Annotated in this window: 24 protein-coding genes and 2 pseudogenes; 13 read left to right on the forward strand and 13 right to left on the reverse strand. The window is 72.8% G+C overall.

The features are described from left to right. Window positions 1-25 precede the first annotated feature (25 nt). Both ACZ6D7_RS00080 and ACZ6D7_RS00085 read right to left on the reverse strand, forming a co-directional pair. A complete protein-coding gene (locus ACZ6D7_RS00080) occupies window positions 26-1,150 on the reverse strand; it encodes an FAD-dependent monooxygenase (protein ID WP_469481469.1) in 1,125 nt (374 codons plus the stop codon). A gap of 62 nt (window positions 1,151-1,212) precedes the next feature. Further along, window positions 1,213-1,704, reverse strand: coding sequence for an ATP-binding protein (locus tag ACZ6D7_RS00085; RefSeq protein WP_469481472.1), 492 nt, complete (start codon window positions 1,702-1,704; stop codon window positions 1,213-1,215). Between the two features lie 126 nt (window positions 1,705-1,830). On the opposite strand from ACZ6D7_RS00085, the gene ACZ6D7_RS00090 reads away from it, so the two are divergent. Both ACZ6D7_RS00090 and ACZ6D7_RS00095 read left to right on the forward strand, forming a co-directional pair. Next, a complete protein-coding gene (locus tag ACZ6D7_RS00090) occupies window positions 1,831-2,655 on the forward strand; it encodes a helix-turn-helix domain-containing protein (protein ID WP_469481474.1) in 825 nt (274 codons plus the stop codon). Beyond that, window positions 2,652-2,894, forward strand: coding sequence for a DUF397 domain-containing protein (locus ACZ6D7_RS00095; RefSeq protein WP_469481477.1), 243 nt, complete (start codon window positions 2,652-2,654; stop codon window positions 2,892-2,894). Before ACZ6D7_RS00090 ends, ACZ6D7_RS00095 begins: the two co-directional genes overlap by 4 nt. Window positions 2,895-2,949: 55 nt before the next feature. Here the strand turns inward: ACZ6D7_RS00095 and ACZ6D7_RS00100 are convergent, their stop codons facing one another. Beyond that, on the reverse strand, window positions 2,950-3,597 hold the full coding sequence (locus ACZ6D7_RS00100) for a DUF4360 domain-containing protein (protein WP_469481480.1): 648 nt from the start codon (window positions 3,595-3,597) through the stop codon (window positions 2,950-2,952). A 581-nt stretch (window positions 3,598-4,178) separates the two neighbouring features. On the opposite strand from ACZ6D7_RS00100, the gene ACZ6D7_RS00105 reads away from it, so the two are divergent. After that, entirely contained in the window at window positions 4,179-4,724 is a 546-nt protein-coding gene (locus tag ACZ6D7_RS00105; protein WP_469482968.1) for an intradiol ring-cleavage dioxygenase, read from the forward strand. Between the two features lie 90 nt (window positions 4,725-4,814). Here ACZ6D7_RS00105 and ACZ6D7_RS00110 read toward each other — a convergent pair whose 3' ends face one another. From ACZ6D7_RS00110 to ACZ6D7_RS00140, 7 genes and pseudogenes are all read right to left on the reverse strand, one after another. Then, window positions 4,815-5,141: a hypothetical protein gene (locus ACZ6D7_RS00110; RefSeq protein WP_469481483.1), complete on the reverse strand. Its 327-nt coding sequence runs from the start codon at window positions 5,139-5,141 to the stop codon at window positions 4,815-4,817. Window positions 5,142-5,374: 233 nt separating this feature from the next. Further along, entirely contained in the window at window positions 5,375-6,286 is a 912-nt protein-coding gene (locus tag ACZ6D7_RS00115; RefSeq protein WP_469481486.1) for a sulfite exporter TauE/SafE family protein, read from the reverse strand. A 340-nt stretch (window positions 6,287-6,626) separates the two neighbouring features. Next, window positions 6,627-7,088 (reverse strand): RrF2 family transcriptional regulator, encoded by a 462-nt coding sequence (locus ACZ6D7_RS00120; protein ID WP_469481489.1) that lies wholly within the window; start codon window positions 7,086-7,088, stop codon window positions 6,627-6,629. A gap of 14 nt (window positions 7,089-7,102) precedes the next feature. After that, entirely contained in the window at window positions 7,103-8,617 is a 1,515-nt protein-coding gene (arfA, locus tag ACZ6D7_RS00125; protein ID WP_469481493.1) for an arabinosylfuranosidase ArfA, read from the reverse strand. Window positions 8,618-8,707: 90 nt separating this feature from the next. Continuing rightward, a complete protein-coding gene (locus ACZ6D7_RS00130) occupies window positions 8,708-9,676 on the reverse strand; it encodes an arabinan endo-1,5-alpha-L-arabinosidase (protein ID WP_469481496.1) in 969 nt (322 codons plus the stop codon). 11 nt (window positions 9,677-9,687) lie between these two features. After that, window positions 9,688-9,900: pseudogene (locus tag ACZ6D7_RS00135) on the reverse strand (carbohydrate ABC transporter permease); the annotation flags it as partial. After that, a pseudogene (locus ACZ6D7_RS00140) lies at window positions 9,900-10,182 on the reverse strand (extracellular solute-binding protein); the annotation flags it as partial. The pseudogenes ACZ6D7_RS00140 and ACZ6D7_RS00135, both read right to left, overlap by 1 nt. A gap of 222 nt (window positions 10,183-10,404) precedes the next feature. Between ACZ6D7_RS00140 and ACZ6D7_RS00145 the strand changes: the two are divergent. The 7 genes from ACZ6D7_RS00145 to ACZ6D7_RS00175 all read left to right on the forward strand — a co-directional run bounded on the left by ACZ6D7_RS00145 (window position 10,405) and on the right by ACZ6D7_RS00175 (window position 17,642). Beyond that, window positions 10,405-11,019: a toxin-antitoxin system, toxin component family protein gene (locus tag ACZ6D7_RS00145; protein WP_469481499.1), complete on the forward strand. Its 615-nt coding sequence runs from the start codon at window positions 10,405-10,407 to the stop codon at window positions 11,017-11,019. After that, a complete protein-coding gene (locus ACZ6D7_RS00150) occupies window positions 11,019-12,254 on the forward strand; it encodes a DUF6545 domain-containing protein (protein ID WP_469482970.1) in 1,236 nt (411 codons plus the stop codon). Before ACZ6D7_RS00145 ends, ACZ6D7_RS00150 begins: the two co-directional genes overlap by 1 nt. 293 nt (window positions 12,255-12,547) lie before the next feature. After that, window positions 12,548-13,138, forward strand: a complete 591-nt coding sequence (locus ACZ6D7_RS00155; protein WP_469481501.1) for an XRE family transcriptional regulator — start codon at window positions 12,548-12,550, stop codon at window positions 13,136-13,138. A gap of 175 nt (window positions 13,139-13,313) precedes the next feature. Further along, complete coding sequence (locus ACZ6D7_RS00160) at window positions 13,314-13,820, forward strand: toxin (RefSeq protein ID WP_469481504.1); 507 nt, start codon at window positions 13,314-13,316, stop codon at window positions 13,818-13,820. Next, window positions 13,817-15,004, forward strand: coding sequence for an MAB_1171c family putative transporter (locus tag ACZ6D7_RS00165; RefSeq protein ID WP_469481507.1), 1,188 nt, complete (start codon window positions 13,817-13,819; stop codon window positions 15,002-15,004). The genes ACZ6D7_RS00160 and ACZ6D7_RS00165 overlap by 4 nt, the downstream gene beginning before the upstream one ends. Further along, a complete protein-coding gene (locus ACZ6D7_RS00170; RefSeq protein ID WP_469481510.1) occupies window positions 15,001-16,176 on the forward strand; it encodes an MAB_1171c family putative transporter in 1,176 nt (391 codons plus the stop codon). The genes ACZ6D7_RS00165 and ACZ6D7_RS00170 overlap by 4 nt, the downstream gene beginning before the upstream one ends. Window positions 16,177-16,241: 65 nt before the next feature. Beyond that, window positions 16,242-17,642: an NAD(P)/FAD-dependent oxidoreductase gene (locus tag ACZ6D7_RS00175; RefSeq protein WP_469481513.1), complete on the forward strand. Its 1,401-nt coding sequence runs from the start codon at window positions 16,242-16,244 to the stop codon at window positions 17,640-17,642. Between the two features lie 844 nt (window positions 17,643-18,486). On the opposite strand, the gene ACZ6D7_RS00180 is transcribed toward ACZ6D7_RS00175, so the two are convergent. Together ACZ6D7_RS00180 and ACZ6D7_RS00185 are read right to left on the reverse strand one after the other, a co-directional pair. Then, window positions 18,487-19,335, reverse strand: a complete 849-nt coding sequence (locus ACZ6D7_RS00180) for an SMP-30/gluconolactonase/LRE family protein (RefSeq protein ID WP_469481518.1) — start codon at window positions 19,333-19,335, stop codon at window positions 18,487-18,489. Next, on the reverse strand, window positions 19,332-20,105 hold the full coding sequence (locus ACZ6D7_RS00185; RefSeq protein ID WP_469481521.1) for an IclR family transcriptional regulator: 774 nt from the start codon (window positions 20,103-20,105) through the stop codon (window positions 19,332-19,334). The genes ACZ6D7_RS00180 and ACZ6D7_RS00185 overlap by 4 nt, the downstream gene beginning before the upstream one ends. 133 nt (window positions 20,106-20,238) lie before the next feature. On the opposite strand from ACZ6D7_RS00185, the gene ACZ6D7_RS00190 reads away from it, so the two are divergent. Beyond that, on the forward strand, window positions 20,239-20,838 hold the full coding sequence (locus ACZ6D7_RS00190; RefSeq protein ID WP_469481524.1) for a hypothetical protein: 600 nt from the start codon (window positions 20,239-20,241) through the stop codon (window positions 20,836-20,838). On the opposite strand, the gene ACZ6D7_RS00195 is transcribed toward ACZ6D7_RS00190, so the two are convergent. After that, complete coding sequence (locus tag ACZ6D7_RS00195) at window positions 20,819-21,691, reverse strand: ATP-grasp domain-containing protein (RefSeq protein WP_469481527.1); 873 nt, start codon at window positions 21,689-21,691, stop codon at window positions 20,819-20,821. The two genes, ACZ6D7_RS00190 and ACZ6D7_RS00195, sit on opposite strands and share 20 nt — an antisense overlap. Window positions 21,692-21,893: 202 nt before the next feature. Between ACZ6D7_RS00195 and ACZ6D7_RS00200 the strand changes: the two genes are divergently transcribed. Both ACZ6D7_RS00200 and ACZ6D7_RS00205 read left to right on the forward strand, forming a co-directional pair. After that, a complete protein-coding gene (locus ACZ6D7_RS00200; protein ID WP_469481531.1) occupies window positions 21,894-23,339 on the forward strand; it encodes an acyl-CoA synthetase in 1,446 nt (481 codons plus the stop codon). After that, window positions 23,336-24,673, forward strand: a complete 1,338-nt coding sequence (locus ACZ6D7_RS00205; protein ID WP_469481534.1) for a carboxyl transferase domain-containing protein — start codon at window positions 23,336-23,338, stop codon at window positions 24,671-24,673. The genes ACZ6D7_RS00200 and ACZ6D7_RS00205 overlap by 4 nt, the downstream gene beginning before the upstream one ends. The last annotated feature ends 26 nt before the right edge of the window (window positions 24,674-24,699 follow it).

The raw sequence follows: 24,699 nt of genomic DNA on the forward strand, positions 1-24,699 counted from the left end.
CGAAGGCCCCGTGTCCGACTGGGCGTCACCCGAGCCGGGGTGGCGTCCAGTCGGCGTGTCGGAGGGCCGCGCGCAGCACCACCCCCGAGGGCGCCAGCCGCAGGGCGGTGTCCCGCAGGGCGACGGCCACCGGCTGGGTGAGCCGGTGCCCGACCCGGCCCATCTGGCGGGCGGCGCGGGCCACGGACTGGCTGCGCGGACGGCGTACGGCGTCGTAGCGGCGCAGCGCCGGCTCGACGGCGGGCTCGGCGGCCAGGCAGGACGCCAGAACGGCCGCGTCCTCCAGTGCCTGGCTCGCGCCCTGCCCGAGGTTGGGGGTCATCGCGTGCGCCGCGTCGCCGAGCAGCGCGACCCGGCCGACGGCGTACGTCGGAAGGGGCGTGACCAGTTCGTGGATGTCGTGGTGCAGGACGTCCTCGGGCCGGGTCGCGTCCAGCAGCGCGGGGATCGGGTCGTGCCAGCCGTGGAAGCGGCGGCGCATCGCCGCGAGCGGGTCGGGGTGGCGCAGACCCGGCGGCGCGCTGATCACCGCGTGCCACTCGATCCGCCCGTCGCGGAACACCATGTGCCCGAACTCGGCGCCCCCGCCCCAGGTCAGCTCCAGGTCGGCGGGCGGCTCGGGCAGCGGGTGCCCGGTGATCGCCCGCAGGACCGTCGAACCGCTGTAGACGGCCCCTGGGTGGTGCGGGAACAACTGGGCGCGGACCCGGCTGTCGACCCCGTCGGCGGCCACGACCAGATCCGCCTCCCCCACACGGTGCACGTCCGTCACCTCCGCCCCGTTGCGCACGCATCCGGCGGGCAGCGCCTCGCGCAGGACGCGGTGCAGGTCGGCACGGAGGACGCCGACGACGGGGGTGCCGAGCCGCCGTTCCAGGGCCGCGCCGTCCATCCGGGACAGCAGCCGGCCGGCGACGGTGAGGGTGCCGCCCGAGTAGAGCGGTCGCGAGGTGGACCGGATCGCCTCGCCGACGCCGAGCGCGTCCAGCGCCCGTATGCCGTTGGCGTGCATCGAGATGCCGGCGCCCACGTCGGCGAAGGCGGGGGCCCGCTCCAGCACCGTCACGCCCCAGCCGATCCGGTTCAGCCCGATCGCCGCGGCCAGCCCCCCGATGCCCCCGCCGACCACCACCGCGCTGCGCAGCCCCATCCGCCCCGCCCTCCCCCGGTCACGATCGCTCAGCCCATCTTCTCCCGTGCCCCGGGCCGGGATCAGCCGAGGGGCCACAACGGCGACGCCTTCACGAGCGCCAGCCAGTTCGGTACGTCGACCTCGGCGCGCACGGTCTTTCCCGGCGGCGGCTGCCGGTCCAGCACCTCCCAGCGGGCGGCGAGCGCGTCCACGAGCACCAGCCCGCGCCCGTTCTCGTCCAGGGCGCGCGGCGGCCGTACGGCGCCGGGTCCGGGCGGGCGCGGACCGGTGCAGGTGTCGGTCACCTCGACGCGGACACTGCCCGGGACGAGGGAGAGCCGCAGCTCGAAGTCCCGTCCGGGTACACGGCCGTGGGTCACGGCGTTCGCCGCCAGCTCGGCGACGATCGCGGCGACCGTGTCGGCGACGTCCGTACCGTGCGGGATGCCCCAGTCATGGAGCTGGGCCAGCGCGAGCCGCCGGGCGAGGCGGGCACCGCGCGGGGTGGCGCTGAGGCGCTGGGCGAACACACGTACGGTGACGAGAGGTTGGGGGGTGGGGCGTGCGGTCATGAGGCCAATGTGGAGGGCGCCCACGGGGATTCACCAGGTGTTCCGCGCGTACGCTGCGCGAGCGTACGCGGTGACGTACTGGACATCTTCGGTGACATTCCGTGACCATGGGCGCGGGAGGTGACCATGGCGGTCGACAGCGGTGAGCCGGAGTCGTCGGACAGTCTGCGGACGTTCGGGGCGGTGGTCCAGGGGCTGCGGGAGCATCACGGGCTGAGCAGGGAGCAACTCGGTGACGTGGTGGGCTTCTCCAAACACACCGTGGCCTCCGTGGAGTTGGGCAGACGCATGCCGGACGAGGAGTTCGTGGAGGCGGCGGAACTGGTACTGGGCAACACCGGGGCGTTGAGGAGGGCCTCGGGGTTCGTGGAACGGCAGGCGGGACTGGCGGACTGGTTCCAGCGGTGGGCTCGGCTGGAGCAGACGGCGATCACGCTCTATGTGTACGAGTCCCGGATGATCCACGGACTCTTGCAGACCGAGGCGTACGCCCGGCACCTGTTCACCGAGCAGTTGCCGCCCCTGGACGACGCGCAGATCGAGGCCAACTGGGTCGCACGAGCGAAGCGTCAGCGGCTGTTGAGGGAGCGGCCGAACACCAACTTCGGCTTCATTCTCGAAGAGCACGTGCTACGGCGGCTGACGGGAGGAGCCGAGATCACTCGCGGGGGCATCGATCAGCTGCTGGAGATCGGTGAACTGCGGAACATCGACATCCTGATCATGCCGACGATCCGCGACTCGCACGCCGGGCTCGACGGCCCGATCCAACTGCTGGAAACACCGAAGCACAAGTGGTTCGCATACTGCGAGGGGCAGCGGGGTGGCCTGCTGGTCTCCGACCCGAAAGAGGTCAGCATCCTGCACATGCGCTATGCCAGGATGCTTGCGCAGGCTCTCCGACCAGCCGAATCCATGGGCCTGTTGCGGCAGATGCGAGGAGACTTATGAACGCGTCCGAACTGGCATGGTTCAAGAGCAGCTACAGCAGCGGCGGCGACGGAGACTGCGTGGAGGTCGCACTCGACTGGCACAAGTCCAGCTACAGCAGTGGCTCCGGCGACAACTGCATCGAGGTCGCCACCCGCCCCGACCGTATCCACGTCCGCGACTCCAAGCACAGGTCAGGCCCTCAGCTCATCCTCTCCCCCACCGCCTGGGCCGACTTCATCACGCACGCGGCGCACTGAACGTACGGGCCGCCCGCCACCCCGCCGGACGGCAGGCGGCAGGCGGCCCGCCGCCTCACTTGGCCGGGCACTCCTTCCAGGCCATGTGGTACACGGTGCTGATGTCACCGTCGGTCGAGTCCATCGTCATGAAGCTGACCTTGCTCGGCGAGGACGTGCCCGCGTTGACGCGCATCTCGGTGTTGATGTTGAAGTTGCGCTGAACACCGCAGGGCGCGTAGACGAGATTGGCCCAGTCGGTGATGTCGGTCGCCTGCCAGTTGTCGTTGTAGGCGCCGTTGAAGGTGTGGTTCTTGAACACCGTCTGCGACGAGCCCTGGAAGTAGTACGACGCGCGCTGCACGGCGCTCGCGCCGGCCTGGAGCGAGGCGAAGCCCCGGTAGTCCGCCTGGGCGATGGCGTACGTGAAGCCCTGCGGGACGTGGACGATCAGACTGAGCTGGCAGTTCTTGCGGAACGCCGTGGGGTCGGAGTTGCCGCCGACCTGGGCGAGGTATTCGCTGTAGGTCACCGTGAAGGCGGTGTTGTCCTCGGAGACGGCGATGGCCGCCGTGCCGGGGCGACAGCCGGAGCCGTTCACCGTGGCGACATCGATGACGATCTTGTCCGGGGGCGGGTCGACGATGCCCGACGGGTTGTGCGCGGGTACCGCGGCGGTGACGAGAGCGGCGACGGCGCCGCCGAGGAGCAGGCCACTTGCCATGGGGGGTCTCTCCAACCTGTGAAGTTGCTGTGAAGAACCGTGGCGAACGCATCGTAGGGAGCGCCCCATGGCCGGGACAGGTAGAACTCCGGCCATTCACCCCGGCCCATTCACAACCCCCGGCGGATGCCCGAACTTTGTTGAAAACAGGGGGTGTTGACGGTTCAATCCGTTCAATCCCCAGCACCCGCACAGCCCCGCATCAAGGATTTCCTCAGATTCGCTCCTAATTTGCTGCACATGACGGGAAACACAGAGCACCACGAGATCTTCGACCACCACGACAAGGGCGACAAAGGCGCGCTGCCCGGCCGGCACCGGCAGAGCAACACCATGAAAAGGCGCCGGGTCCTGATCGGCGGCGGCGCGGTCGCCGCGGCCGGCGGTCTGGCCATCGCCCGCCCGCGTCGGCCGACACCGGCACCGACACCGACACCGACACCGGCGACTCCGCGTCGACGGCGGCGGACGCCTCGACGGAGGCCTCGGCGTCGGCCTCGACGACGGCCGGCATCTGCACGCTGAACGCGGAGGTCACCGAGGGCCCCTACTCGCTCGAAGGCGCCCTGGTCCGGGAGGACATCAGGGAGGACAAGGAGGGATTCGAGGTCCGGTACACCTTCACGGTCGTCGACCAGGCGAACGACTGCGCGCCGCTCGCCGACGCGCTGGTGGAGATCTGGCACTGCGACGCGCTCGGCGAGTACTCCGGCTTCGTCGGCGGCAACGGCCACCAGGAGGAGGACAACGGCACCTTCCTGCGCGGCGGCCAGACGACCGACACCAACGGCGAGTGCAGCATCACCTCGATCTGGCCCGGCCACTACGTCTCCCGGGCCGTCCACGTCCACATGCGGGTCCACACGGACGTCACGCTCACCGACGACTCGTACACCGGCGGCGACATCATCCACACCGGCCGGCTGTTCTTCGACCCGGACATCAACGCGGAGATCCAGGCCACCTCGCCGTACGCGGAGAACACCACCAAGGAGACCCTGCTCTCCGCGGACTCCATATCCGACGACGGCGGCGCCTCCTCCGGGCTGCTCACCCTGACCGCGCTCGGCGCCGGCGTCTCCGACGGCTACAAGGCCATCCTGACCGTCGGCGTCAACTCCGCCTGACGACCTGACTCCTCGGGCGGCGAGAGGCCGCCGCGTCCCGCATCACGAGCGCGGGGCGCGGCGGCCGGCCCGTACAGGCCCCGCCGGGGCCTAGTAGGTGTAGCTCAGCCCCGACTTGTAGGGCGTCAGGGTCCGCGCGCTCACCGCGCCGCGGTAGGTGTACCAGCCCCACTTCTTGCACATGACCTGGTAGCTGAGGGTGTTGTGGGCGCCGCTGCCCACCCGCACCCGCGGGTAGATGACGTTGTCGCCCCAGTCACCGGTCGCCGGGCCGCTGGAGTACGCGTCCACCGCCCAGTACACGCCCACGACCGAACCGCCCGCCGGGCAGTTCCAGCTGCCGAAGTTGACCCAGACGTTCCCCCCGGTCCACGCGCTCGCCGGCGCCGCCGCGAGCCCGACGGCGCCGGCCGCCATCAGCCCTCCGGCCGCCCAGAGCCGCACCCTGCGGAATACGGACCCCCGGGACAAAGATCCGCGGGAAAAAGATCCGCGGAAAAGAGACCTGCCCATTTTCTGACCCTCCCCTTTTGTGCGGCCGGAACCGCGCCGTGTTCGCGCTGTCGTTCCGGCCCGAGGATCGTGTCATGTGATGAATTCGCCACGCCCGGGATTTCCGCCGGCCCGGAAATAGAAGATCTGTTTGGGAATCAGGCCGCGACCGGCCGGCGCTCCTCGGTGGATTCGGCCACGGCGTCCCGCTCCCGCAGATGCGCACGGATCGCGTACGTGAGGGCGGCGGCCCAGATCGCGTACAGGGCGACGTAGACGGCCGTGCTCACGGCGGCCGGGGCCGCGATCCAGTCACTGTTCAGGAGCGTGCGGACGTTCGTGACGATGATGACCCCGCCGACCGCCGAGCCGAGCACGCGCGGCGGGAGGAGGCGGACCAGCCAGGCGGCGACGGGCGCCGCGACCAGACCGCCCAGGAGGAAGGCCGCCACCCAGGTCCACTCCAGGCCCTGGGAGCCGAGCGAGACGAGGAAGCCGAGGCTCGCCGCCACCGCCACCAGGAACTCGCTCGTGTCGATCGAGCCGATCACCTTGCGGGGCTCCATCCGCCCGCTCGCCAGCAGCGCCGGAGTGCCGACCGGCCCCCAGCCGCCCCCGCCGGTGGCGTCGAGGAAGCCGGCCACCAGGCCGAGCGGGGTGAGGAAACGGCGGCGCAGCGGCTGCCCCAGCCGGTCCTTCGGCAGGCCCCGGAAGGTGAACCGGGACATCACGTACAGGCCGAGCCCCAGCAGGATCAGGGACATCAGCGGCGCCGCGACCTCGGTCGAGAGCCGGGAGAGGACCGTGGCGCCGAGGAAGGAGCCGACGGCCCCCGGCACGCCGATCCGTGCGACGACCTTCCAGTCGACGTTCCCGAAGCGCCAGTGCGAGGCGCCGGACATCAGCGTCGTACCGATCTCCGCGAGGTGGACCGTGGCCGACGCGGCGGCCGGGTCGGTGCCCAGCGCCAGCAGCAGCGTGGTCGAGGTCACCCCGTAGGCCATGCCGAGGCTGCCGTCCACGAGCTGGGCCCCCAGACCCGCGAGGGCGAGCAGTACGAGCGTGCGCATCAGGACTCCCGATTCCCGTCTTTCCCACCGGTCAGGTGGGGTTGAACGGGAGGCGAGGCTAGGACCTGTCCGGCCGATCAAGTCGCAGGAAAGCGACGGTGCCTGGGTAGTGCCGGTGAGCGGGGTGTGGTGCGTGCAGCTGCAAGGCGGAGGAGGGCGTCGACGCGGAGCGTCGGCAACCGACGACAACGCCGCAGATGGGCGTGCCACACCCCGCGTCTGCGGCATGATCGGCCGGACAGGTCCTAGGCGCTCGAACTGAGACCCGGCTGAGGGAGCGATGAGAACGGCTCACAGGCGGGCGGCAGTCCGTCCGGCGGGCGTGACGGCCGGCCGGCCGTCACGGGTTCTCCCAGGCCGCCGGTTCCGCCGCCAGCGCCTTCACCTGGTCCGGCAGCGCGTCCGCCGCGATGTCGGCGATCGTGACGCCCTCCAGGATCCGCCGCACGTTCGCCCGCAGCGCGATCCACAGCGGCAGCAGGGGCTGCGCGGTGCCGGTGTACGTCAGCCCGGTGGGGCGTTCGCCGCGTACGGAGACGATCGGGCCGTCCACCGCCCGGATCACGTCCGCGACGGTGATCGCGGCGGCGTCGCGGGCGAGGCGGTAGCCGCCGCCTCCGCCGCGCCTGCTGTCGACGACACCGGCGCGGCGGAGGTCGCCGAGGATCCCCTCCAGGAACTTGTGCGGGATGTCCTGCGCGGCGGCGATCGTCTCCGCCTTGACGGGGTCGTCGCCGCCTTGCCGTACGGCGAGCTCCAGTACCGCCCGTACCGCGTAGTCCGCCCGTGCCGAGATCCTCATGCGCCCATTGTGGGTCAGGCCAGCCGGATCACGTTCCAGGAGAGGGGTTCCAGGGTCGCGCTCAGCCGTCCGCCGGTCAGGGTGGTGCCCGCCACCGGGTGCGGGGCGACCCGCTCGGGCTCGGTGAGCGTGTTGCGGGCGTCCGGGTCGGCGTCGGCCAGCGCGCTGTGCTCGACCACCGACGTGAGGTTCAGGCCGCTCAGGGCCACCTCCAGGGGCAGCGCCGCCGTCCGGCCGCGGTTGACCGCGAAGACCGTCACCGAGCCGTCCTCGGCGCGCACGGCCGTGGCGTGCAGCAGGTCCGTCTCGCCGTACTTCTCCGTGTCGTACGTCGGTGAGTCCACCCGGACGTCGAGCACCTCGCCCCGGCCGTAGCGCGACGCCTGGGCGAAGGGGAAGAACGTCGTCTGCCGCCAGGCCGGGCCGCCCGGCTCGGTCATGATCGGCGCGATGACGTTGACCAGCTGGGCGAGACAGGCGACCGTGACGCGGTCGGCGTGCCGGAGCAGGGCGATGAGGAGCGAGCCGAAGACCACGGCGTCCAGGACGCTGTAGTTGTCCTCCAGGAGGCGGGGGGCCTCCGGCCAGTCGCGGGGGTCGGCGGTGCGGGCGTGCTCCTCCCAGCGGGAGAGGTACCAGACGTTCCACTCGTCGAAGGAGAGGTTGATCTTCTTCTTCGACTTGAGTTTCGCGCCCACGTGGTCGCAGGTGGCGACCACGTTCTCGATGAAGGACTCCATGTCGACGGCCGAGGCGAGGAAGGAGTCGAGGTCGCCGTCGTGCGGCTCGTAGTAGGCGTGCAGGGAGATGTGGTCGACGAGGTCGTAGGTCTCGGCGAGGACCTTCGCCTCCCACTCCGCGAAGGTCGGCATGGACTGGCTGGAGCTGCCGCAGGCGACGAGTTCGACGGACGGGTCGATCTGGCGCATCGCGCGGGCCGTCTCGGCGGCGACGCGGCCGTACTCCTCGGCCGTCTTGTGGCCGGTCTGCCAGGGGCCGTCCATCTCGTTGCCCAGGCACCAGAGCCTGATGCCGAAGGGTTCCTTGTCGCCGTGGGCGACCCGGAGGTCGGAGAGGGCCGTGCCGGAGGGGTGGTTGGCGTACTCCTGGAGTTCGAGGGCCTCGGCGACACCGCGGGTGCCGAGGTTGACGGCCATCATCGGTTCGGCCTGCGGGCCGAGCTTCCTGAGGAACGCGATGTACTCGGACAGGCCGAAGCGGTTCGTCTCGGTCGAGCGCCAGGCGAGGTCGAGGCGGCGGGGGCGGTCGTCCTTCGGGCCGACCGAGTCCTCCCACTTGTAGCCGGAGACGAAGTTGCCGCCGGGGTAGCGGATCGTGGTGACGCCGAGTTCGCGGACGAGGTCGAGGACGTCCGTCCGAAGGCCGTCGGCGTCGGCGGTGGGGTGGCCGGGCTCGTGGATGCCGGTGTAGACGCAGCGGCCGAGGTGCTCGACGAAGCTGCCGAAGAGGCGGGGGTTGACTTCGCCGATGGTGAAGGCGGGGTCGAGGCTGAAGCGTGCGGTGCTCATCTTGGCCTTTCGGTTCTGTTTTGTCTGCGGGTGGTTCGTGGCTGGTCGCGCCCACGCGGCGGAGCCGCAAACGGACACGGCCCCGTGCCCCTAAAGGACCTTTGGCCGGCCGTCTCTCGACCAGCCGAGCCTGTTCAGCCCCAGCTTTGGCGTGCCGCCGTCCTCTGCGTCGTAGTAGTGGTACGCCAGGACGTCGCGGCCCCTGTCCTTGAAGACCGACTCTCCGCCTGTGCCCACGTACCGGCCGTGTCCTGCCAGGAGCAGGTCACCGCCGCCCTCCAGCAGGGGCTTCCCGCTGCTGTCCACGTACGGGCCGGTCACGGACGTGGAGCGGCCCACCCTGACCTTGTAGGTGGAGTTCGCGCCCGCGCAGCACTGGTCATAGCCGGCGAAGAGGTAGTAGTGGCGGCCGTGCTTGACGATGTACGGGCCCTCCACGGCGTACGGGGCGTCCGGGCGGGTCGCCAGGTGGTGGACCTGGGCGCCCTCGACCGCCTTGCCCGTCCTCGGGTCCAGCTCGACCATCCGGATGCCCGTCCAGTGCGAGCCGAAGGACATCCACAGCCTGCCGTCCGCCCGGACGATCGCCGGGTCGATGGCGTTCCAGGTGTCCGTGCGTTCGGAGGTGAAGGCCTTCCCGTGGTCGGTCCAGGTGCCGGGGAGGCCGGTCGGGGAGGTGGCCACGCCGATCGCGGAGTGGTTGGTGCCCCAGGAGGAGACGGCGTAATAGAGCCAGTAGCGGCCCGCCCGGTAGGAGAGGTCGGGGGCCCAGGGGTCGCCGGTGTCGTTGTACTCGTACCACCAGGTCGGCGGTGTCGCGAAGGCGTTGCCCGCGTCGTCCCAGTGGGTGCGGTCCTTCGACGTGCGGGCGCCGATGATCCCGCCGGTGGAGTAGGCCACGTAGCGGCCGGACGCGAGGCGGATCACCGTCGGGTCGTGGATGATCCGCTGACCGGTGATCGGCTGGGGGTCGGGGTAGGTCGCACCGGCACCCGCGGCGGTGGGGGTCAGGGCGGCGGCCGCCGCGGTGAACAGGGCCACGGTGAGTCTGTGTCGCACGGTCGGGCTCCTCACTGGCCGGCCGGACCGGTGTGGGCGACGCCCCGCACGATCTGGCTCTGGAAGAAGACGAACACGACGATCAGCGGCAGGCCCGCGAGGAGGCCGCCCGCCATGAGCTGGGGCCAGACGATGCCGAAGGAGTTCTGCACGGTGGCGATGCCGTTCGGCAGGGTCATCAGGTCGGGGTTGTCGGTCACCATGTAGGGCCACAGGAAGTTGTTCCGGCCGCGGCCATGGCGATCTTCGTGTAGTAGGGGTTGCCCCAGGCCAGGGTGGCGTCCTCGACGGCGATGTCCGTGCTCCGCGCGGAAGGCGTCCACCATCGCGACCTGGTTGGCGCCGTCGCCGCCCTGGAAGAGGTTCCAGTAGCGCACGCGGGTGCGGTCGCCGGTGGCGAGTGCGTCGGCGCCGGTGCCGAGGGCCGCGAAGCCGAAGCTGCCGGCGATGGTCAGGCCGCCGGGGGCGGTCAGAAGTTGCCTGCGATTCAGGCCAGGTTGTCGCATGACCTTGCCCCTGTCGTTCGACATTCCGAATCGTGCCCGTAACTTCGAACGGGACCGTAAGATCCGCGCGCCCGTGCGTCAATGGTTTCGACAGGACTTATGACAGCGCTTTCTACGCGCCTCTCCTCCCCGCCGGTCTGCGGGCTTCGCGTGACGCGGACACGTCCGCCCGCGTAGTCTCGAACGGCAGCCTGCTGTAGTGCGGGGAAGTGAGGGGGCGCGATGGACATCGCGGGCGCGCGGAGGACGGCGGCCCGGGTCGCCTCGGCACTGCTCCGCCCTCGTGCGGTCTCCGGCATGCGCGACCTCGCCTCGGAGCTGACCGCCGCGCTGCACGGACGGCCCCAACCACCCACCGACGTACGCGAGTTGTGCGCCGCACTGTGCCAGGAGATGAGCGCGCGGCGCGGCGGGCGCCCGGTGGAGCTGCGTTTCGAGCGGTTCCCGGACGAGATCGAGGTCACCGGGCTGTGGGTGGAGTTCCACGACTTCGACCTGGTCATCGTGGAGGAGCGGGCCGAGGCCGTGCAGCAACTGGTCATCCTCGGGCACGAGTTGTGGCATCTGCACGCCGGACACGGCCACCACCACACCGTGGGCACGGCGGCCGCCGACGCGCTGGCCGGCCGGCCGGGATGGCGGGAGGTCGCGCTGGCGGTGGCCGCCCGGGACGGCTCCCGGGAGCGGGACGAGGCGGAGGCCGACGAGTTCGGGCACCGGCTGGCGGCCGCCTTCCGGCCGCTGCTGACCGGCCGGCCGGGCGCCGGCGCCGACGAGCCGCTGGCTCCCGTGCAGCGGTCCCTGGGGTACCGGGGGCGCGAGGGCGGGGCGCGGTGATGTCGCGTCTGGCGCTGAGCCCCGCCGGCTTCGTCAACGAGTTCTACCCGTCGTTCTGGTGGATCCCGGCCGGGATCCTGGCCGCCGCCCTGGCGATCAAGCTGCCGAGCATCATCCGGCTCTGGAAGGACCCGATGCTACGCGCGGTGGGCGGGCTGCTGCTCCTCGCGCTGGCGGTGTTCGTGTTCGTGGCGCCGTCGACGATCGCCCGGGTCAACCGGCTCACGGGCGTGGTGAACATCTCGGCGCCGTGGGTGTACTCGCTGCTGACCGCGTTCGGCGGGGCCTGCCTGCTGTTGATCATCACCTGGCGCAACGGCCTGTCCGACCGCTCGGCCCGCACCCGGCGCGCGATGCGCTGGGTGGTCATCGGGTACTCCGGTGTGATCGTGGCGCTGTGGGTGCTGTTCGCCCTCGCGGACGTGCCCGTCGAGCGGCTGCGGGACATCGACACGTACTACGCCAACACGCCGTACATGCGCGAGCTGATCCTGCTCTATCTGCTCGCGCACACCAACTCCAGCCTGATCACCAACTATCTGATCTGGAACTGGATCCGCACCGACGGACTCGACGCCTGGCTGCGCTGGGGCCTGAAGTTCCTCGGCGTGGGCTACGCGCTCCAGTTGGTCTTCGACGCGGCCAAACTCACGGCGCTGGTGGCGCGTTGGAACGACCGCGACCTCGACTGGCTGAGCACGGCCGTCGCGCCGCCCATCGCCTGTCTGGCGGCGATCCTGGTGGCGGTGGGCTTCATCCTGCCGCACGCCGGCCAGTATCTGCACGACCGCTGCCGGGTCCGGCTGGCGCTGCACGAACTGCGGCCGCTGTACCTGCTGATGCGGTCGGTCAGCGGCCGGGGCGTGCCGTTCGTGCTGCGTGCCAGCACCGAACTGCGGCTGATCCGGCGGGAGACGTTCATCCGGGACACGCTGCTGTCGCTGGCCCGGTTCATCGACGAGGACCTGCGGCGGCGGTCGTACGAGGCGGCCGTCGGGCTCGGCTTCCCGGCGGAGCGGGCGAAGGCGCTGGCCGCCGCGGTGACCATCCTGGCCGCCGCGGACGCCCGCGGCGGCCAGGCGCAGGGCGGCGACGGCGGCACCGATCCGGACACCACGGACCTGCTGCGGGAGATCGGGGCGGTGTCCCGGGAGTTGCGGCGCGGTGAGGACGTCCGGGCGGTGCGGGCGCGGGTGGCCCCTGCTCCGGACGACGGCGTGCTCGTCGTCAACTGACGGCCCCGCAAAGGGTGCCAGGCACAGGTACGGCCCGGTGTCCCGTACGCCACTCCCCCATGGCGGCGCCCCGTGACACCGGGCCGTTCGGCAACCGGATCACTCCGTCGCCGTACGACGATCATTGCCTCCGACACCCTCAACTGTCAACCAATGCTGCGGAATTACGCAGCTATTGCTGCCGTCACTGGTCGGGGGCGGACCCGACCCGGTAGCCTCCGGTCAGCCCGAACAGCCGCGCGCCCCGACCAGGCGCACCGGCGGGGGAACCACGGGAGAACAGGGAGAACTCGGTGAGCGACGCCCACGTTTCCCTTGCCGAGGCACGGACACGCCTCGAGGAACTGACCGAACGCCCGGGCCGGCTGGCCGAGACCCTCGACGTGGACGACCTGTCGTACCGCACCGGCATTCCGGCCGAGACCGTCGCCGCGCTGCTGGCGGGCGGGAGCGGGCCGGAGACCGGCCTCGGCGAACGCGTGAGACAAAGGCTGGATTTCGTACGCGCGACCCGGCGCCGGCCCGACGGCAAGCGGTACTCGCTGGACGAACTGGCCCGGATCGCGGGCACCAGCCGGCAGTGGCTGAGCGAGTGGCGCACCAGCGGGCTGCCCAGCCTGGAGCACGCGGACCGGATCCGCCGCCATTTCGACCTGCCCGCCGGGTTCTTCACCGCCGACGACGCCGAGGCCCTGCACGCGGCCCTCCAGCCCGTTCTGCGTGAACTGGAGGCGAAGGCCGACCCGTTGGCGCCGCTGCGCACCCCCGGCTTCTACCGGCTGGCCCGGCGCGCGCCCCACATGTCCCCGCGCAAGCTCCAGGCGCTGGCCGAGTGGGCGGAGATGGTCACGGAGCGGAACTCCGCGGGCGACGACGACCTCTGAGCGTACGACGGGCGGTGTTTTCGGCCACCTCGGGCCGGCGCTTGCCGCCGCTTCATCCGTTGCACCCCTTTCCTCCCCTGTCGCCGTCCCGGCCCGTCCGGGCGGAGGTAGCTGAATCCGTGCTGGTCTTGGCATATTGCACAGGATCGAACACCGCTCAGCCACGGGGAGAACCGTGCGTACGAACAGGGAGATGCGTCGCCTCGCCGACGCGCTCGTCGACGCCGTCCGGGTGCCCGTCCCCGCGGATCCCGAGGTCCTGTTCGAGGCGGTCGTCGAGGCGGCCGAGCGGTGGCGAGGGCGGCGGATCGTGGTGCACCGGGAGGTGTTCCCGCCGCACACCGCCAGCGGGCTGTGGCTGGAGCGCGAGACCCACGACGACGTCATCGTGGACAAGCGGGCCGCCGTCTGGCACCAGATCGTGATCTTCTGCCACGAGGTGTGGCACATGCACCAGCGGCGGGCGGACACTCCGGGAACCGGGCTGCACGCGGCCGCCCGCTCCGACTTCACCCTGGCCGACGAGCAGGAGGCCGACCGCTTCGGCATCCTGATGGGCCGCCGGCTGCGCACCTGGCTGGAGGCCCCGCCGGAGTCCGTGTACGCGGTGCACGGCGACGACGCCCAGGACCTCGCCGGCCGGATCGGCGCCGCGCTCAACTACCGGGGCACGCGCAGGTGACCGGAGTGACCAACTACGTCAGCGCCGGCGTCCTGTGGCTCGGCCTGACGGTCCGGGCGCCGGAGCTGCTGCGCCACCGCCACGACCCCTATCTGCGCAGCATCTGCGCGGTGCTGGGCCTGGCCGGCCTCTGCTTCTTCCTCGGCGCCCCGCCCACCGTCGGCGCCGTCAACGCCCTCAGCGGGGTCCCGAACCTGGCCGCGCCGCTGACGTACGTCGCGATCACCGCGTACAGCGCGGCCTCCCAGGTGCTGATCGTGCGCTGGCGGGGCGGTGAGCGGGTGTGCCGGTCCGCGCGGCGCTGGATGGTGGCGTACGCGTGCGTCGTCGTCGGTATCGCGGTGACGTTCGCCCTGGGCGACGCCCCGGTGGAGCGCCGCACCGACCTGGACACCTACTATGCGAGCACCCCGTACATCCGGGAGATGATCCTGCTCTATCTGCTCGCGCACCTCACCGCCGTCGGCTCCACCACGGTGGCGGCGCTGCGCTGGGCGGGCCGGGTGCGCGGCTGGCTGCGGGCGGGGCTGACGACGCTGGGCCTGGGCACCCTGTGCGGGATCGGGTTCAGCGCGGGCAAGCTCGCCGCGGTGGTCGCCCACTGGAGCGGCCACGACTGGTCCGCGCTCAGCGCGTACGTCTCACCGGCCGCGGCCGGTGCGGGCGCGCTGCTGACCGTCACCGGCGTCCTGATCCCGCTCGCCGGCCCCCGGCTGACGGAGTGGTGGCGGGCCTGGCGCACCTACGTCCGTCTCGAACCCCTGGAGCGCGAACTGGACGACGTCCTCGCCCGCCGAGCCCTGCGCCTGCCCCGGCCGCGCTGGGCCTCCCCCGTCACCCGTCTGGTGTGGCGCCGCACGAGCATCCACAACGCGCTGAGCCATCTGGACGCCTACGCCGACCGGGAGCTGTACGACGAGACCCTCCGGGCCGCGCTGCGGCTGACGGGCGATCCGCAGCGGGCCGCGGCCACGGCGTGGGCGGCGGTCATCGCGGCGGCCGCCCGGCGGGACGCCGGCCCGGCGCGCGCCCGGTACTCCGGTGAGTCCGACTGGTTCCTCGAGCGGGCGCCCGAACCGGCCGCGCTGGAGCGGATCGCCGACGCGCTGGCCGCCGGCCCGCCGGTCCGCGCCACCGCGCCCGGCGCCAGAACCGCACCGGCCGAACGGAGTTCCCGCGCATGAGTGTCGTCGTCTACCTGGCGGCCGCCGTCCTCGCCCTCTCCTCCGTCGTACTGTTCCGCCGCCCGCGCGCGGCCGTCCGCAATCCGCTGACCGTGTCGACCTGCGTGGCGATCCTGCTCGGCGCGGTCGTGTTCGTCTGTTCGGCGCCGATGACCCTGTCGGCCGTCAACTCCCTCACCGGCGTACCGAACTTCGGCGCGCCGCTGACGTACGGCATGCTCACCGCGTACTCCTGCTCACTGCTGATCCTGCTGATCAACTGGCGGGGCGGGCCGCCCGAGCTGGTGCGGCGGCTGGTGCTGCGCTCCATCGCCGTCTACGGGCCGCTGGTGGTGGCCGTCGTGCTGCTGTTCGTGTTCGCCGACGCGCGCACCGAGCGGCTCACCGACCTCGACACGTACTACGCGAACACGCCGTACATGCGGGAGATGATCCTGCTCTATCTGCTCGGGCACACGGCCGTGATGGTGGCCATGTCCGTCGTGTGCGTGAAGTGGGGGCACGAGGTCACCGGGCTGCTGCGGACCGGGCTGCGGCTGATCCTCGTCGGCGCGCTGCTGGACGTCGTGGGCTTCCAGCTGGCCAAGTACACGGCGATCGCGGCCCGTTGGTCCGGCCACGACCTGGACTTCCTCTCCACCACCGTGGCCCCGCCGATGGCCTCGCTGGCCGCGCTGATCTGCTCCGCCGGGTTCGTGCTGCCCCGGCTGCTGCCGGCCGCCGGGGCGCACTGGCGCGGGCTGCGCGACCACCGGCGGCTGGGGCCGCTGTGGTCCCGGGTGGGGTTCGTGTCGACGGCCCCCAAGCCGCCCGTGTCCTGGTGGCAGTTGCCGGAGGAGCGGCTGCACTGGCGCGAGGTCGCCATCCACGACGCGCTGCTCGCGCTGGCCCCCTATTTCGACGACACGGTGCGGGAGCGGGCGCGGGCGGCCGCGCTGCGGGAGGGCCGCGGCGCGCACGAGGCGCGGGTCGCGGCGGAGGCCACGATGCTGGCCGAGGCCGCGCGCCGGGCCGCCGCCCGGGAGGAACCTCAGGAGACGCCGAGCACCTACCGGCTGCACGCGACGGAGGTCTCCGGTGCCGGTGGCCTGGTCGAATTGGCACAGGCTCTGGGCCGAACCCCTGCCTCGGACACGGCGCGTGAAGGTACGGTGAAAGCCTTCCATGGCTGAATACCTGCCCTTCCGCCCGGTGCCTTCATGGCCGAGGGCCTTCATGGCCGAGTTCGAGGAGCCCCATGTCGCGTAGAGCTGTCGTCATCGGTGCCGGTCTGGCCGGCCTGCTGGCCGCGGCGGCCCTGTCCACCGTCGTGGACGAGGTCGTCGTGGTGGAGCGCGACGAGCTGCCCGACGGGCCGGAGCACCGCAAGGGGCTGCCGCAGGGGCGCCACGCCCATCTCCTGATGGCCGGTGGGCTGGCCGCGATGGAGGACCTGGTGCCGGGGGTGAGCATGCGCAAGCACCTGCTCGCGGCGGGTGCCCGGGAGATCTCGATCAGTTCCGGCATGGTGGCCCTGACGCCCGAGGGCTGGTTCCGCCGCTGGCGCCACGAGGGGCCGCAGATGCTGACGTGCAGCCGGGCGCTGCTGGACTGGGCGGTCCGGGTCGCGGTGCTGGCGCACACGGACGTGCGGATCCGCAAGGGTCAGGTGCTCGAACTCCTGGGCGATGCGGACCGGGTGGAGGGCGTACGGCTCTCGACGGCCGACGGCGAGGAGGAGTTGACGGCGGACTTCGTGATCGACGCGAGCGGGCGCGGCTCACGGGTCGTCAAGTGGCTTGATTCGCTCGGGATATCGGGCATCCGTGAGAAGACCGTGGACGCCGGTCTGGTCAACGCCACCCGGATCTACCGCACGCCTGAGGGCGCCGAAAGCTTTCCGCTGACCATCGTGCAGGCCAACCCGTATCTGTCCCGGCCGGGCCGCAGCGGCATGGTGCTGCCGATCGAGGGCGACCGCTGGATGGTGAGCCTCGCCGGGACCCGCGGCGGCGGCGAACCCCCGTCGGACCCCGAGGGCTTCCTGCGGTACACGCTCGACCTGCCCGACCCCATCGTGGGCCGGCTGATCTCCGGCGCCGAGCCGCTCACCGACATCCACGTCAGCCGCAGCACCAGCAACCACCGGCGCTATCTGGAGAAGTCCCGGGTGTGGCCCGAGCGGTTCGTGGTCCTCGGCGACGCGCTGGCCACCTTCAACCCGGCCTACGGACAGGGCATGGCGGTGGCGGCGCTCGGGGCCGCCGTGCTGAGCCGGGAACTGGCCCGCACCGGTCCCACCGCGCCCGGGCTGGCCCGACGGGTGCAGCGCGGGGCGGCCGGGTCGGTCAACGCGGCCTGGACCATGGCGGTCAGCCAGGACGTCTGGTTCCCCGGGACGCGCGGCGGCGCCCCGACCGTCGCCGACCGGCTGGTCACGAAGTACACGCGCCGGGTGATCCGCACGGCGACCGGTTCCTACCGCACGGCATCGGCCGTCTGGGACGTCACCAGCATGACGAGCGGCCCGGAACGACTGCTGCGCCCCGGAACAATCCTGGCAACACTGAGCGGCCCCCCACTCCCCTCAGCGACCTCCGCACCGCTGACCACCGGCGAACGCGAGATCCTGCGGAGGCTGGACCGGAGTGGGGGGTGAGTGGCGGGGGCCGGCGGGGCAACTGGCGGGTGAGCACGGGGGCGGACGGCGGGGCAACCGGCGGGTGAGCACGGGAGCGGACGGCGGGGCGAGACCGGCAGACGACCGCCCGACGACCCACGGGACAACCGGCAGGTGAGCACGGGAGCGGACGGCGGGGCGAGACCGGCAGACGACCGCCCGACGACCGACGGCGCAACCGGCGGGTGAGCACGGGAGCGGACGGCGGGGCGAGACCGGCAGACGACCGCCCGACGACCGACGGCGCAACCGGCGGGTGAGCACGGGGGCGGACGGCGGGGCGAGACCGGCAGACGACCGCCCGGCGACCGACGGGGCAACCGGCGGGGTGGCCGAGGGGGCAACCGACGGGGCCACCGTCAGGCGACCGGCGGGGTGGCTGGCGGGTGACCGCCCGACGACCGGCGGAGTGACCGCCGGGGCGAGCGCCAAGGCAGCAGCCGGGGTGACCCATCGGGTCATCGACGCGCAGGACGTCCCGATCACCCTCGTCACGCCCACCGACCCCGAAGCGACCCCCGGAGTGACCGGCAGGGCGACCCCCGGTGTCCGGCGGGGCGACCGCCGGAGTAGCCGACGGGGTGACCGCCCGCTGACCTGCGGAGCGCCCGCCGGGGCGACCCGCAGGGCACCGGCGAAGTGACGCCGGGGCGAACTGCACGCGGCCGGCCGCCCACCGACCGCCGGACGGCCGGCAGAGCCACCGCTCGGTGATCGCCAGGTCCGGGTCCGCTCGGCCGGTGAATGCCGGCCGGGTCAGCCCGCGAACGCCCACCGGTTCACCTGTGAACGCCCACCAGGTCAGCCCCTGGACCCCGCCAGGTCAGCCCCCGAACGCCGGCTGGGGCAGGCCCTTGCCTGCGTTGGGGAGGACCAGCAGGGATCCCGCCACCGGGTGGGGGGCGTTCAGGCCCACCCGGGCCGTGGTGATGTACAGGTCGGTCAGCCCGGCGCCGCCGAACGCGCACGCGGTGACGCGCGGGGTCGGCAGCGTGATCACCCGGTCCAGCTCGCCGTCCGGGGTGTAGCGGCGCACCGCTCCCCCGTCCCACAGGGCCACCCAGACACAGCCGTCGGCGTCGACGGTGAGGCCGTCGGGGAAGCCCGCGCCGTCCTCGATCTCCACGAGGGGACGGCGGTTCGCCACCCGGCCGTCCTCGTGGTCGAAGACGTCGACGCGCCGGGTGGGCGAGTCGATGTAGTACATCCGCGTGTGGTCCGGGCTCCAGCCCGTGCCGTTGCTCACCGCCACGTCGTCGAGGACCGTCGCGACCGGGCCGTCCGCGCCGTAGCGGGTCAGCGTGCCGCCGCCGGGGGCCTCGTCGTAGCGCATGGTCCCGGCCCAGAGCGTGCCGTCGGGGGCGACGGCGGCGTCGTTGGCGCGCCGGCCCGGGACCGGCTCGTGGTGCAGCCAGCGGAAGGCGCCGTCCGGGTCGAGCAGCCCCACGCCGTCCCGCAGGTTCAGGACCAGCCCGCCGCCCGCGCGGGGCTTGGCGGCGCCCACGTGCTGGTCGGTCACCCGCACCGTGCGCCGGCCGGTCGAGGGCTCGTAGGTGTGCAGGCGGGCGCCGAGGATGTCGAGCCAGAGCAGCCGGCCGGTCGCCGGGTCCCAGGTGGGACCCTCGCCGAGGGTCGCCTCGGCCCGGACCGCCACGTCGTACGAGGACGTCATGCCACGCTCCGGTAGCCCAGCAGCTCCGACAGCTCCGCGGCGCCCTTGGCGGCGAGCTGCTCCAGCTCGGCGCGGCGCTCGTCGCTCCAGCGGATCATGGGCACGGAGATGGAGAGGGCGGCGACGACCTGGCCGGTGCGGTCGCGGACCGGGGCGGCGACACAGCTGACGTCCGGGTTGGACTCGCGGCTCTCGACGGCGAGGCCGCGCTCCCGGATCTCCGTCAGGGCCTCGCGCAGCGCCCCGGGCTCGGTGATGCTGTTCGGGGTCATCCGGACCAGGTCGGCGTCGTCGGGGATGCGCGCGGCCAGCTCCGGCTCGGGGAGGGAGGCCAGCAGCATCTTGCCGACGGAGGTGCAGTGGGCGGGAAGACGGCGGCCGGCGGCCGACACCATCCGCACCGCGTGCGTGGAGTCGACCTTGGCGATGTAGATGACATCGGTGCCCTCGAGGATGGCCACGTGGACCGTCTCGTCACACGTCTCGGCGACAGAGCGCGCGACCTGCTGACCCTCGGCGGCGAGGTCGAGCTGCTCGGCGTAGCGGCTGCCGAGCTGGTACGGGCGGACGCCGAGGCGGTAGCGTCCGGGCTGTCCGGGCACGCCGACGATGTAGGAGCGGGCGGCGAGCGTGGTCACCAGCTCGTGCACGGTGGTGCGCGGCAACTGCAGGCGGCGCACTATGTCGGGGGCGGAGAGCGTCCCGTCCCCGTCGAGGAAGAGCTCGAGAATGTCGAGAGCCCGGGTCACGGCTGGTACAAGGCGTCCCACGACCGGCCCCCTCCCTGTTCGTCGGCCTGTGTTCGAAATATCAACAGGCGATCGGCATGACGAACACAGGCTAGTCACATCGGCCTGCGCCGGGCAATGGTCGTGAATCGCGCGGTACGCCAGGATGGGACGCATGCCGACCCAGAAACGCCTCGCCGGCTCCTTCGGCGTGCTCGACTTCCAGTTGGTCCTCCTGCGCCGCATGGCCGACCACAGCCCCGACCGGGTCGAGGACGCCCGCCATCGCCTCGGCATCTCGCTCGCACAGATGCGGGAGGCCAACAAGCGCTGGCAGGCCATGGTCCACTCACCCCACGCCCGCGGCGCCCTGCCCCGCTACCGCTCGGTCCTCGGCGAGCCCGAGTCCCGCACGCCCCGCCGGATCGGGGACCTCGACTGCGAGGCCTGGCAATGGCCGCTCCCGCTCTGGCCCGACCTGCGCTTCGAGGTGCTCCTCACCTCCGCCAACACCGTCTGGAACGAGTGGCTGGTCCGCGCCCCGGGCGCCCAGGCCCCCGAGCTGAAGACCCTGGACGACCTCACCCCCTGGTCCTGCACGGTCGACGAGGCCGCCCGCGCCTTCGCCCCCGCCCGCCCCGTGGAGGGCAGCGCCCCGACCCGCTGGGGCCTCGTCTTCACCGCGCCGGACGCGTCGGGGGTACGACGGGAGGTGGCCGCGGAGTTCACCTGGGGGCTGCTCCAGCGGACGGCGGTCAGCGACGGGCCGCGCTGAGGATCCCCTCGACCACCCCTGCCGTCGACCCGGCGTGCAGGGACAGGAACAGGTTCGGTTCGACCAGTTCCAGTTCCATCACCTGCGGGCGGCCGTCCTCGTCGTCCACCAGGTCCACGCGCGCGTACAGCAGCTCGGGGGCGTCGGGGACGGCCGCCAACGCCCGCTGCGCCACGGCGAGTTCGTCGGCCGTCGGCTGCCAGCGGGTCAGGCCCGGGTGGGCGACCTTGCGCTCGTCGTACGGCGTGCCGGGGGCGAGGACGGCGCCCTTGCGGCTGGCGTGCAGAAGCCGGCCGCCGAAGAACTGCAGGGCCCGCTCCCCGCTGCTGTCGATGCCCCGCACATAGGGCTGCACCATCGCGGTGAAGCCCTCCTCGTGCATGCGCGCGAGCTGCCGTACGGCGGTGTCGTGCTCGTCGGGGGTGTAGCGGGCGGCGAAGCGGGCGCCGGCGCCGGAGGTCGGCTTGACCACGTACTCGTGGCCGTCGGGCAGCCCGGCCGGCTCGCCCGGCGCCAGGTAGGCGGTCGGGACCGTGGGCACACCGGCCGCCGCCAGCTCGCCGAGGTACCGCTTGTCGGCGTTCCACGCCACCACCTCGGCCGGGTTGGCCAGCCGGGTCAGCGCCGCGGCCGCGCGCGCCCAGGCCAGGAACTCGGCGGACCGCCAGCTGTAGTCCCAGGTGGAGCGGATCACGGCGAGGTCGAAGGCGGCCCAGTCGGCTTCGGGGTCGTCCCACACCACGGCCTCCGCGTCCGCCCCGGTGTCCTTCAACGCCGCCACCAGCCCCGGCAGATCGCGGTCGGCGGAGACCTCGGGACCGGGCCGGCAGGTGACGAGGGCGATGCGGGGCACGGCGGGCTCCAGTTTCGTACGGCTGTCCGATCGTCGGAAGGCTAACAACCGCCGTGCCTCGTGCCCCGTTCCCCCGTGCCCCCGTGCCGCGACGGCGGTGGCGGCACGGGGTGGAGACGGTGGCCGGGGACAGGGCAGGGTAGGAAGGCCTCTGTCGTCACCGATGAGCCTTACGTCACCGATGAGCCTTAGGAGTGTCCGCGTGTCCTCTCTCTTCCCGGCCCTGACCGATGAACCGTCCGGGCGAGTCGCGTTGCGGTTCGGGACGCGGTCTCTGACGTACGCGCAGCTCGCGGCGGCGGCCGGGGCGGTCGGCGAGCGGGTGCGGGGGGCGGGGCGGGTCGCCGTGTGGGCGACCCCCTCGCTGGAGACCGCCGTCGGGGTGGTGGGCGTACTGCTCGCCGGGGCGGCCGCCGTGCCGCTCAACCCGAAGTCGGGCGAGAAGGAACTCGGGCACATCCTGGGGGACAGCGCCCCGGCGCTGGTGCTGGCGGCGCCGGGCGACGAACTGCCCGCCGCGCTGGCCGGGACCGAGCGGATCGACGTCGACGCGCACGCCGTCGGGGCGGCGCCCGCCGCGGGGCCCGTGGACGACGAGGATCCCGCGCTCGTCGTCTACACCTCCGGCACCACCGGCCCGCCGAAGGGCGCGGTCATCCCGCGCCGGGCGATCGCCACGACCCTGGACGCGCTCGCCGACGCCTGGCGGTGGACCGGCGACGACGTCCTCGTGCACGGGCTGCCGCTGTTCCATGTGCACGGGCTGGTGCTGGGCGTCCTCGGGCCGCTGCGCCGCGGCGGGTCCGTACGGCATCTCGGGCGGTTCTCCACCGAGGGCGTCACGCGGGAGCTCACCGAGGGTGCGACCATGCTGTTCGGCGTGCCGACGATGTACCACCGCATCGCCGAGGCGCTGCCCGCCGAGCCGGAGCTGGCCAAGGCGCTCGGCGGGGCCCGGCTGCTGGTGTCCGGTTCGGCCGCGCTGCCCGTCCACGACCACGAGCGGATCGCGGCGGCCACCGGACGGCGGGTGATCGAGCGGTACGGCATGACGGAGACCCTGATGAACACCGCCGTGCGCGCCGACGGCGAGGCCCGCGCGGGCACCGTCGGGGTGCCGCTGCCGGGGGTGGAGCTGCGGCTGGTGGAGGAGGACGGGGCGGTCGTCACCGCCCGCGACGGGGAGAGCGTCGGGGAGATCCAGGTGCGCGGCCCGAACCTGTTCACCGAGTACCTCAACCGGCCCGACGCCACCGCCGCCGCGTTCACCGCCGACGGCTGGTTCCGTACCGGGGACGTGGCCGTGCGCGACCCGGACGGCTATGTGCGGATCGTCGGCCGGAAGGCCACCGACCTCATCAAGAGCGGCGGCTACAAGATCGGCGCCGGCGAGATCGAGAACGCCCTGCTGGAGCATCCGGGGGTGCGGGAGGCCGCCGTCACCGGGGAGCCGGACGCGGACCTCGGGGAGCGGATCGTGGCGTGGGTGGTGCCGGTGGACCCCCAGGCGCCGCCCGGGGAGGCCGAGCTGGCGGACCACGTCGCCCGGCGGCTCGCCCCGCACAAGCGCCCCCGCGTGGTCCGCCACCTCGACGCGCTGCCCCGCAACGACATGGGGAAGATCATGAAGCGGGCGCTGCCGTCGTGACCGGACGCGCGAGCGCCCGCGAGGTCATCGCACTGGTCGCCGACTCCTCCGCCGAACTCCCGTACCCGGAACGGGACACCGCACCCGACGGACCGCTCGGCTGGCCCGGCTACGACGCCTCCCGCGCGCGTGCCGCCGAGCGCACCGGCGAGTCGGAGTCCGTGGTCTGCGCCGCCGCGAGCGTCGAGGGCACCCGGGCCGTGCTGATCGCCTTCGAGTTCGGCTTCCTGGGCGGCTCGCTGGGCGAACGCACCGGTGACCGGCTGGAGGCGGCGTACACCTACGCCCGTGCCCACCGGCTGCCGGTCGTGGCGCTGGTCGCGACGGGCGGCAGCCGGATGCAGGAGGGCATGCTCGCGCTCACCCAGCTCCAGCGGGTGGCCCGGCAGTCGGCGCTCACCCGGGAGGCCGGGCTGCCGCAGCTCGCGGTCCTGCGGGACCCGACGACCGGCGGCGGCTGGGCCACCGTCGGCGCGAGCGCCGACGTGGTCCTCGCGCTGCCCGGCGCCCAGGTCGGCTTCGCCGGGTCACGGGTGCGCCCGGCGGACGCCGACCCGGCCGCGTACACGGCCGAGGCACAGGTCGCGGCGGGCTCGGCGGACGCGGTCGTCCCGCCGCGGGAGCTGCGGGCCACGCTGGGGCTCTGGCTGCGGCTGCTCACCGGTCCGTCCACCGAGCCCGCCCCGGTGCCCGAGCCACTGGGGGCGACGGACCTCCCGGCCTCCGGCTGGGACGCGGTACGACGGGCCCGCGCGGCGGGCCGGCCGCGTGCCGCGCGCTACCTGGACGCCTACTTCACCCACCGCCTCGCGATCTCCGGCGACCGGTGCGGGGGCACCGACCCCGACGGGATGCTCTGCGGCTTCGGCACGCACCGGGGCCGCACCGTCGCGTACGCCGCGCAGACCGGCGCGGCGACCCGGCCCGCCGGATACCGCACCGCCACCCGGCTGATCCGGCTCGCGGACCGGCTCGGCATCCCGGTGCTGACCCTGGTGGACACGCCGGGCGCGGCCAACGACGCGGCGGCGGAACGGCAGGGGGCGGGCGCGGCGATCGCGGAGCTGTTCGGCACGGTCGCGACCGCCCGCACGCCGCTGACCACGCTGGTGATCGGCGAGGGCGGCTCCGGGGGCGCGCTGGCGCTCGCCGCGCCCGGCCGCACCTGGGCCGCGCCGGACAGCTACTTCTCCGTCATCGCGCCCGAACTCGCCGCCGCCATCCTCAAGCGCCCGCCCGGGGAGGTGGAGACGACGGCCGACCAACTCCGGATCCGGCCACAGGACTTGGCCGCACTGGGGGTGATCCGGACAGAGGACCGGCGGCCCCCGTGAAAAACGGCGGGTGCAACAGGACAACC

The sequence above is a fragment of the Streptomyces sp. NPDC041784 genome (assembly GCF_055591025.1).

Coding starts and splice junctions, on each gene's coding strand:
- ACZ6D7_RS00080 (WP_469481469.1), bottom strand. CDS start 1,150: ATGGGGCTGCGCAGCGCGGTGGTGGTCGGCGGGGGCATCGGGGGGCTG.
- ACZ6D7_RS00085 (WP_469481472.1), bottom strand. CDS start 1,704: ATGACCGCACGCCCCACCCCCCAACCTCTCGTCACCGTACGTGTGTTC.
- ACZ6D7_RS00090 (WP_469481474.1), top strand. CDS start 1,831: ATGGCGGTCGACAGCGGTGAGCCGGAGTCGTCGGACAGTCTGCGGACG.
- ACZ6D7_RS00095 (WP_469481477.1), top strand. CDS start 2,652: ATGAACGCGTCCGAACTGGCATGGTTCAAGAGCAGCTACAGCAGCGGC.
- ACZ6D7_RS00100 (WP_469481480.1), bottom strand. CDS start 3,597: ATGGCAAGTGGCCTGCTCCTCGGCGGCGCCGTCGCCGCTCTCGTCACC.
- ACZ6D7_RS00110 (WP_469481483.1), bottom strand. CDS start 5,141: ATGGCGGCCGGCGCCGTCGGGCTCGCGGCGGCGCCGGCGAGCGCGTGG.
- ACZ6D7_RS00115 (WP_469481486.1), bottom strand. CDS start 6,286: ATGCGCACGCTCGTACTGCTCGCCCTCGCGGGTCTGGGGGCCCAGCTC.
- ACZ6D7_RS00120 (WP_469481489.1), bottom strand. CDS start 7,088: ATGAGGATCTCGGCACGGGCGGACTACGCGGTACGGGCGGTACTGGAG.
- arfA (WP_469481493.1), bottom strand. CDS start 8,617: ATGAGCACCGCACGCTTCAGCCTCGACCCCGCCTTCACCATCGGCGAA.
- ACZ6D7_RS00145 (WP_469481499.1), top strand. CDS start 10,405: ATGGACATCGCGGGCGCGCGGAGGACGGCGGCCCGGGTCGCCTCGGCA.
- ACZ6D7_RS00150 (WP_469482970.1), top strand. CDS start 11,019: ATGTCGCGTCTGGCGCTGAGCCCCGCCGGCTTCGTCAACGAGTTCTAC.
- ACZ6D7_RS00170 (WP_469481510.1), top strand. CDS start 15,001: ATGAGTGTCGTCGTCTACCTGGCGGCCGCCGTCCTCGCCCTCTCCTCC.
- ACZ6D7_RS00175 (WP_469481513.1), top strand. CDS start 16,242: ATGTCGCGTAGAGCTGTCGTCATCGGTGCCGGTCTGGCCGGCCTGCTG.
- ACZ6D7_RS00180 (WP_469481518.1), bottom strand. CDS start 19,335: ATGACGTCCTCGTACGACGTGGCGGTCCGGGCCGAGGCGACCCTCGGC.
- ACZ6D7_RS00190 (WP_469481524.1), top strand. CDS start 20,239: ATGCCGACCCAGAAACGCCTCGCCGGCTCCTTCGGCGTGCTCGACTTC.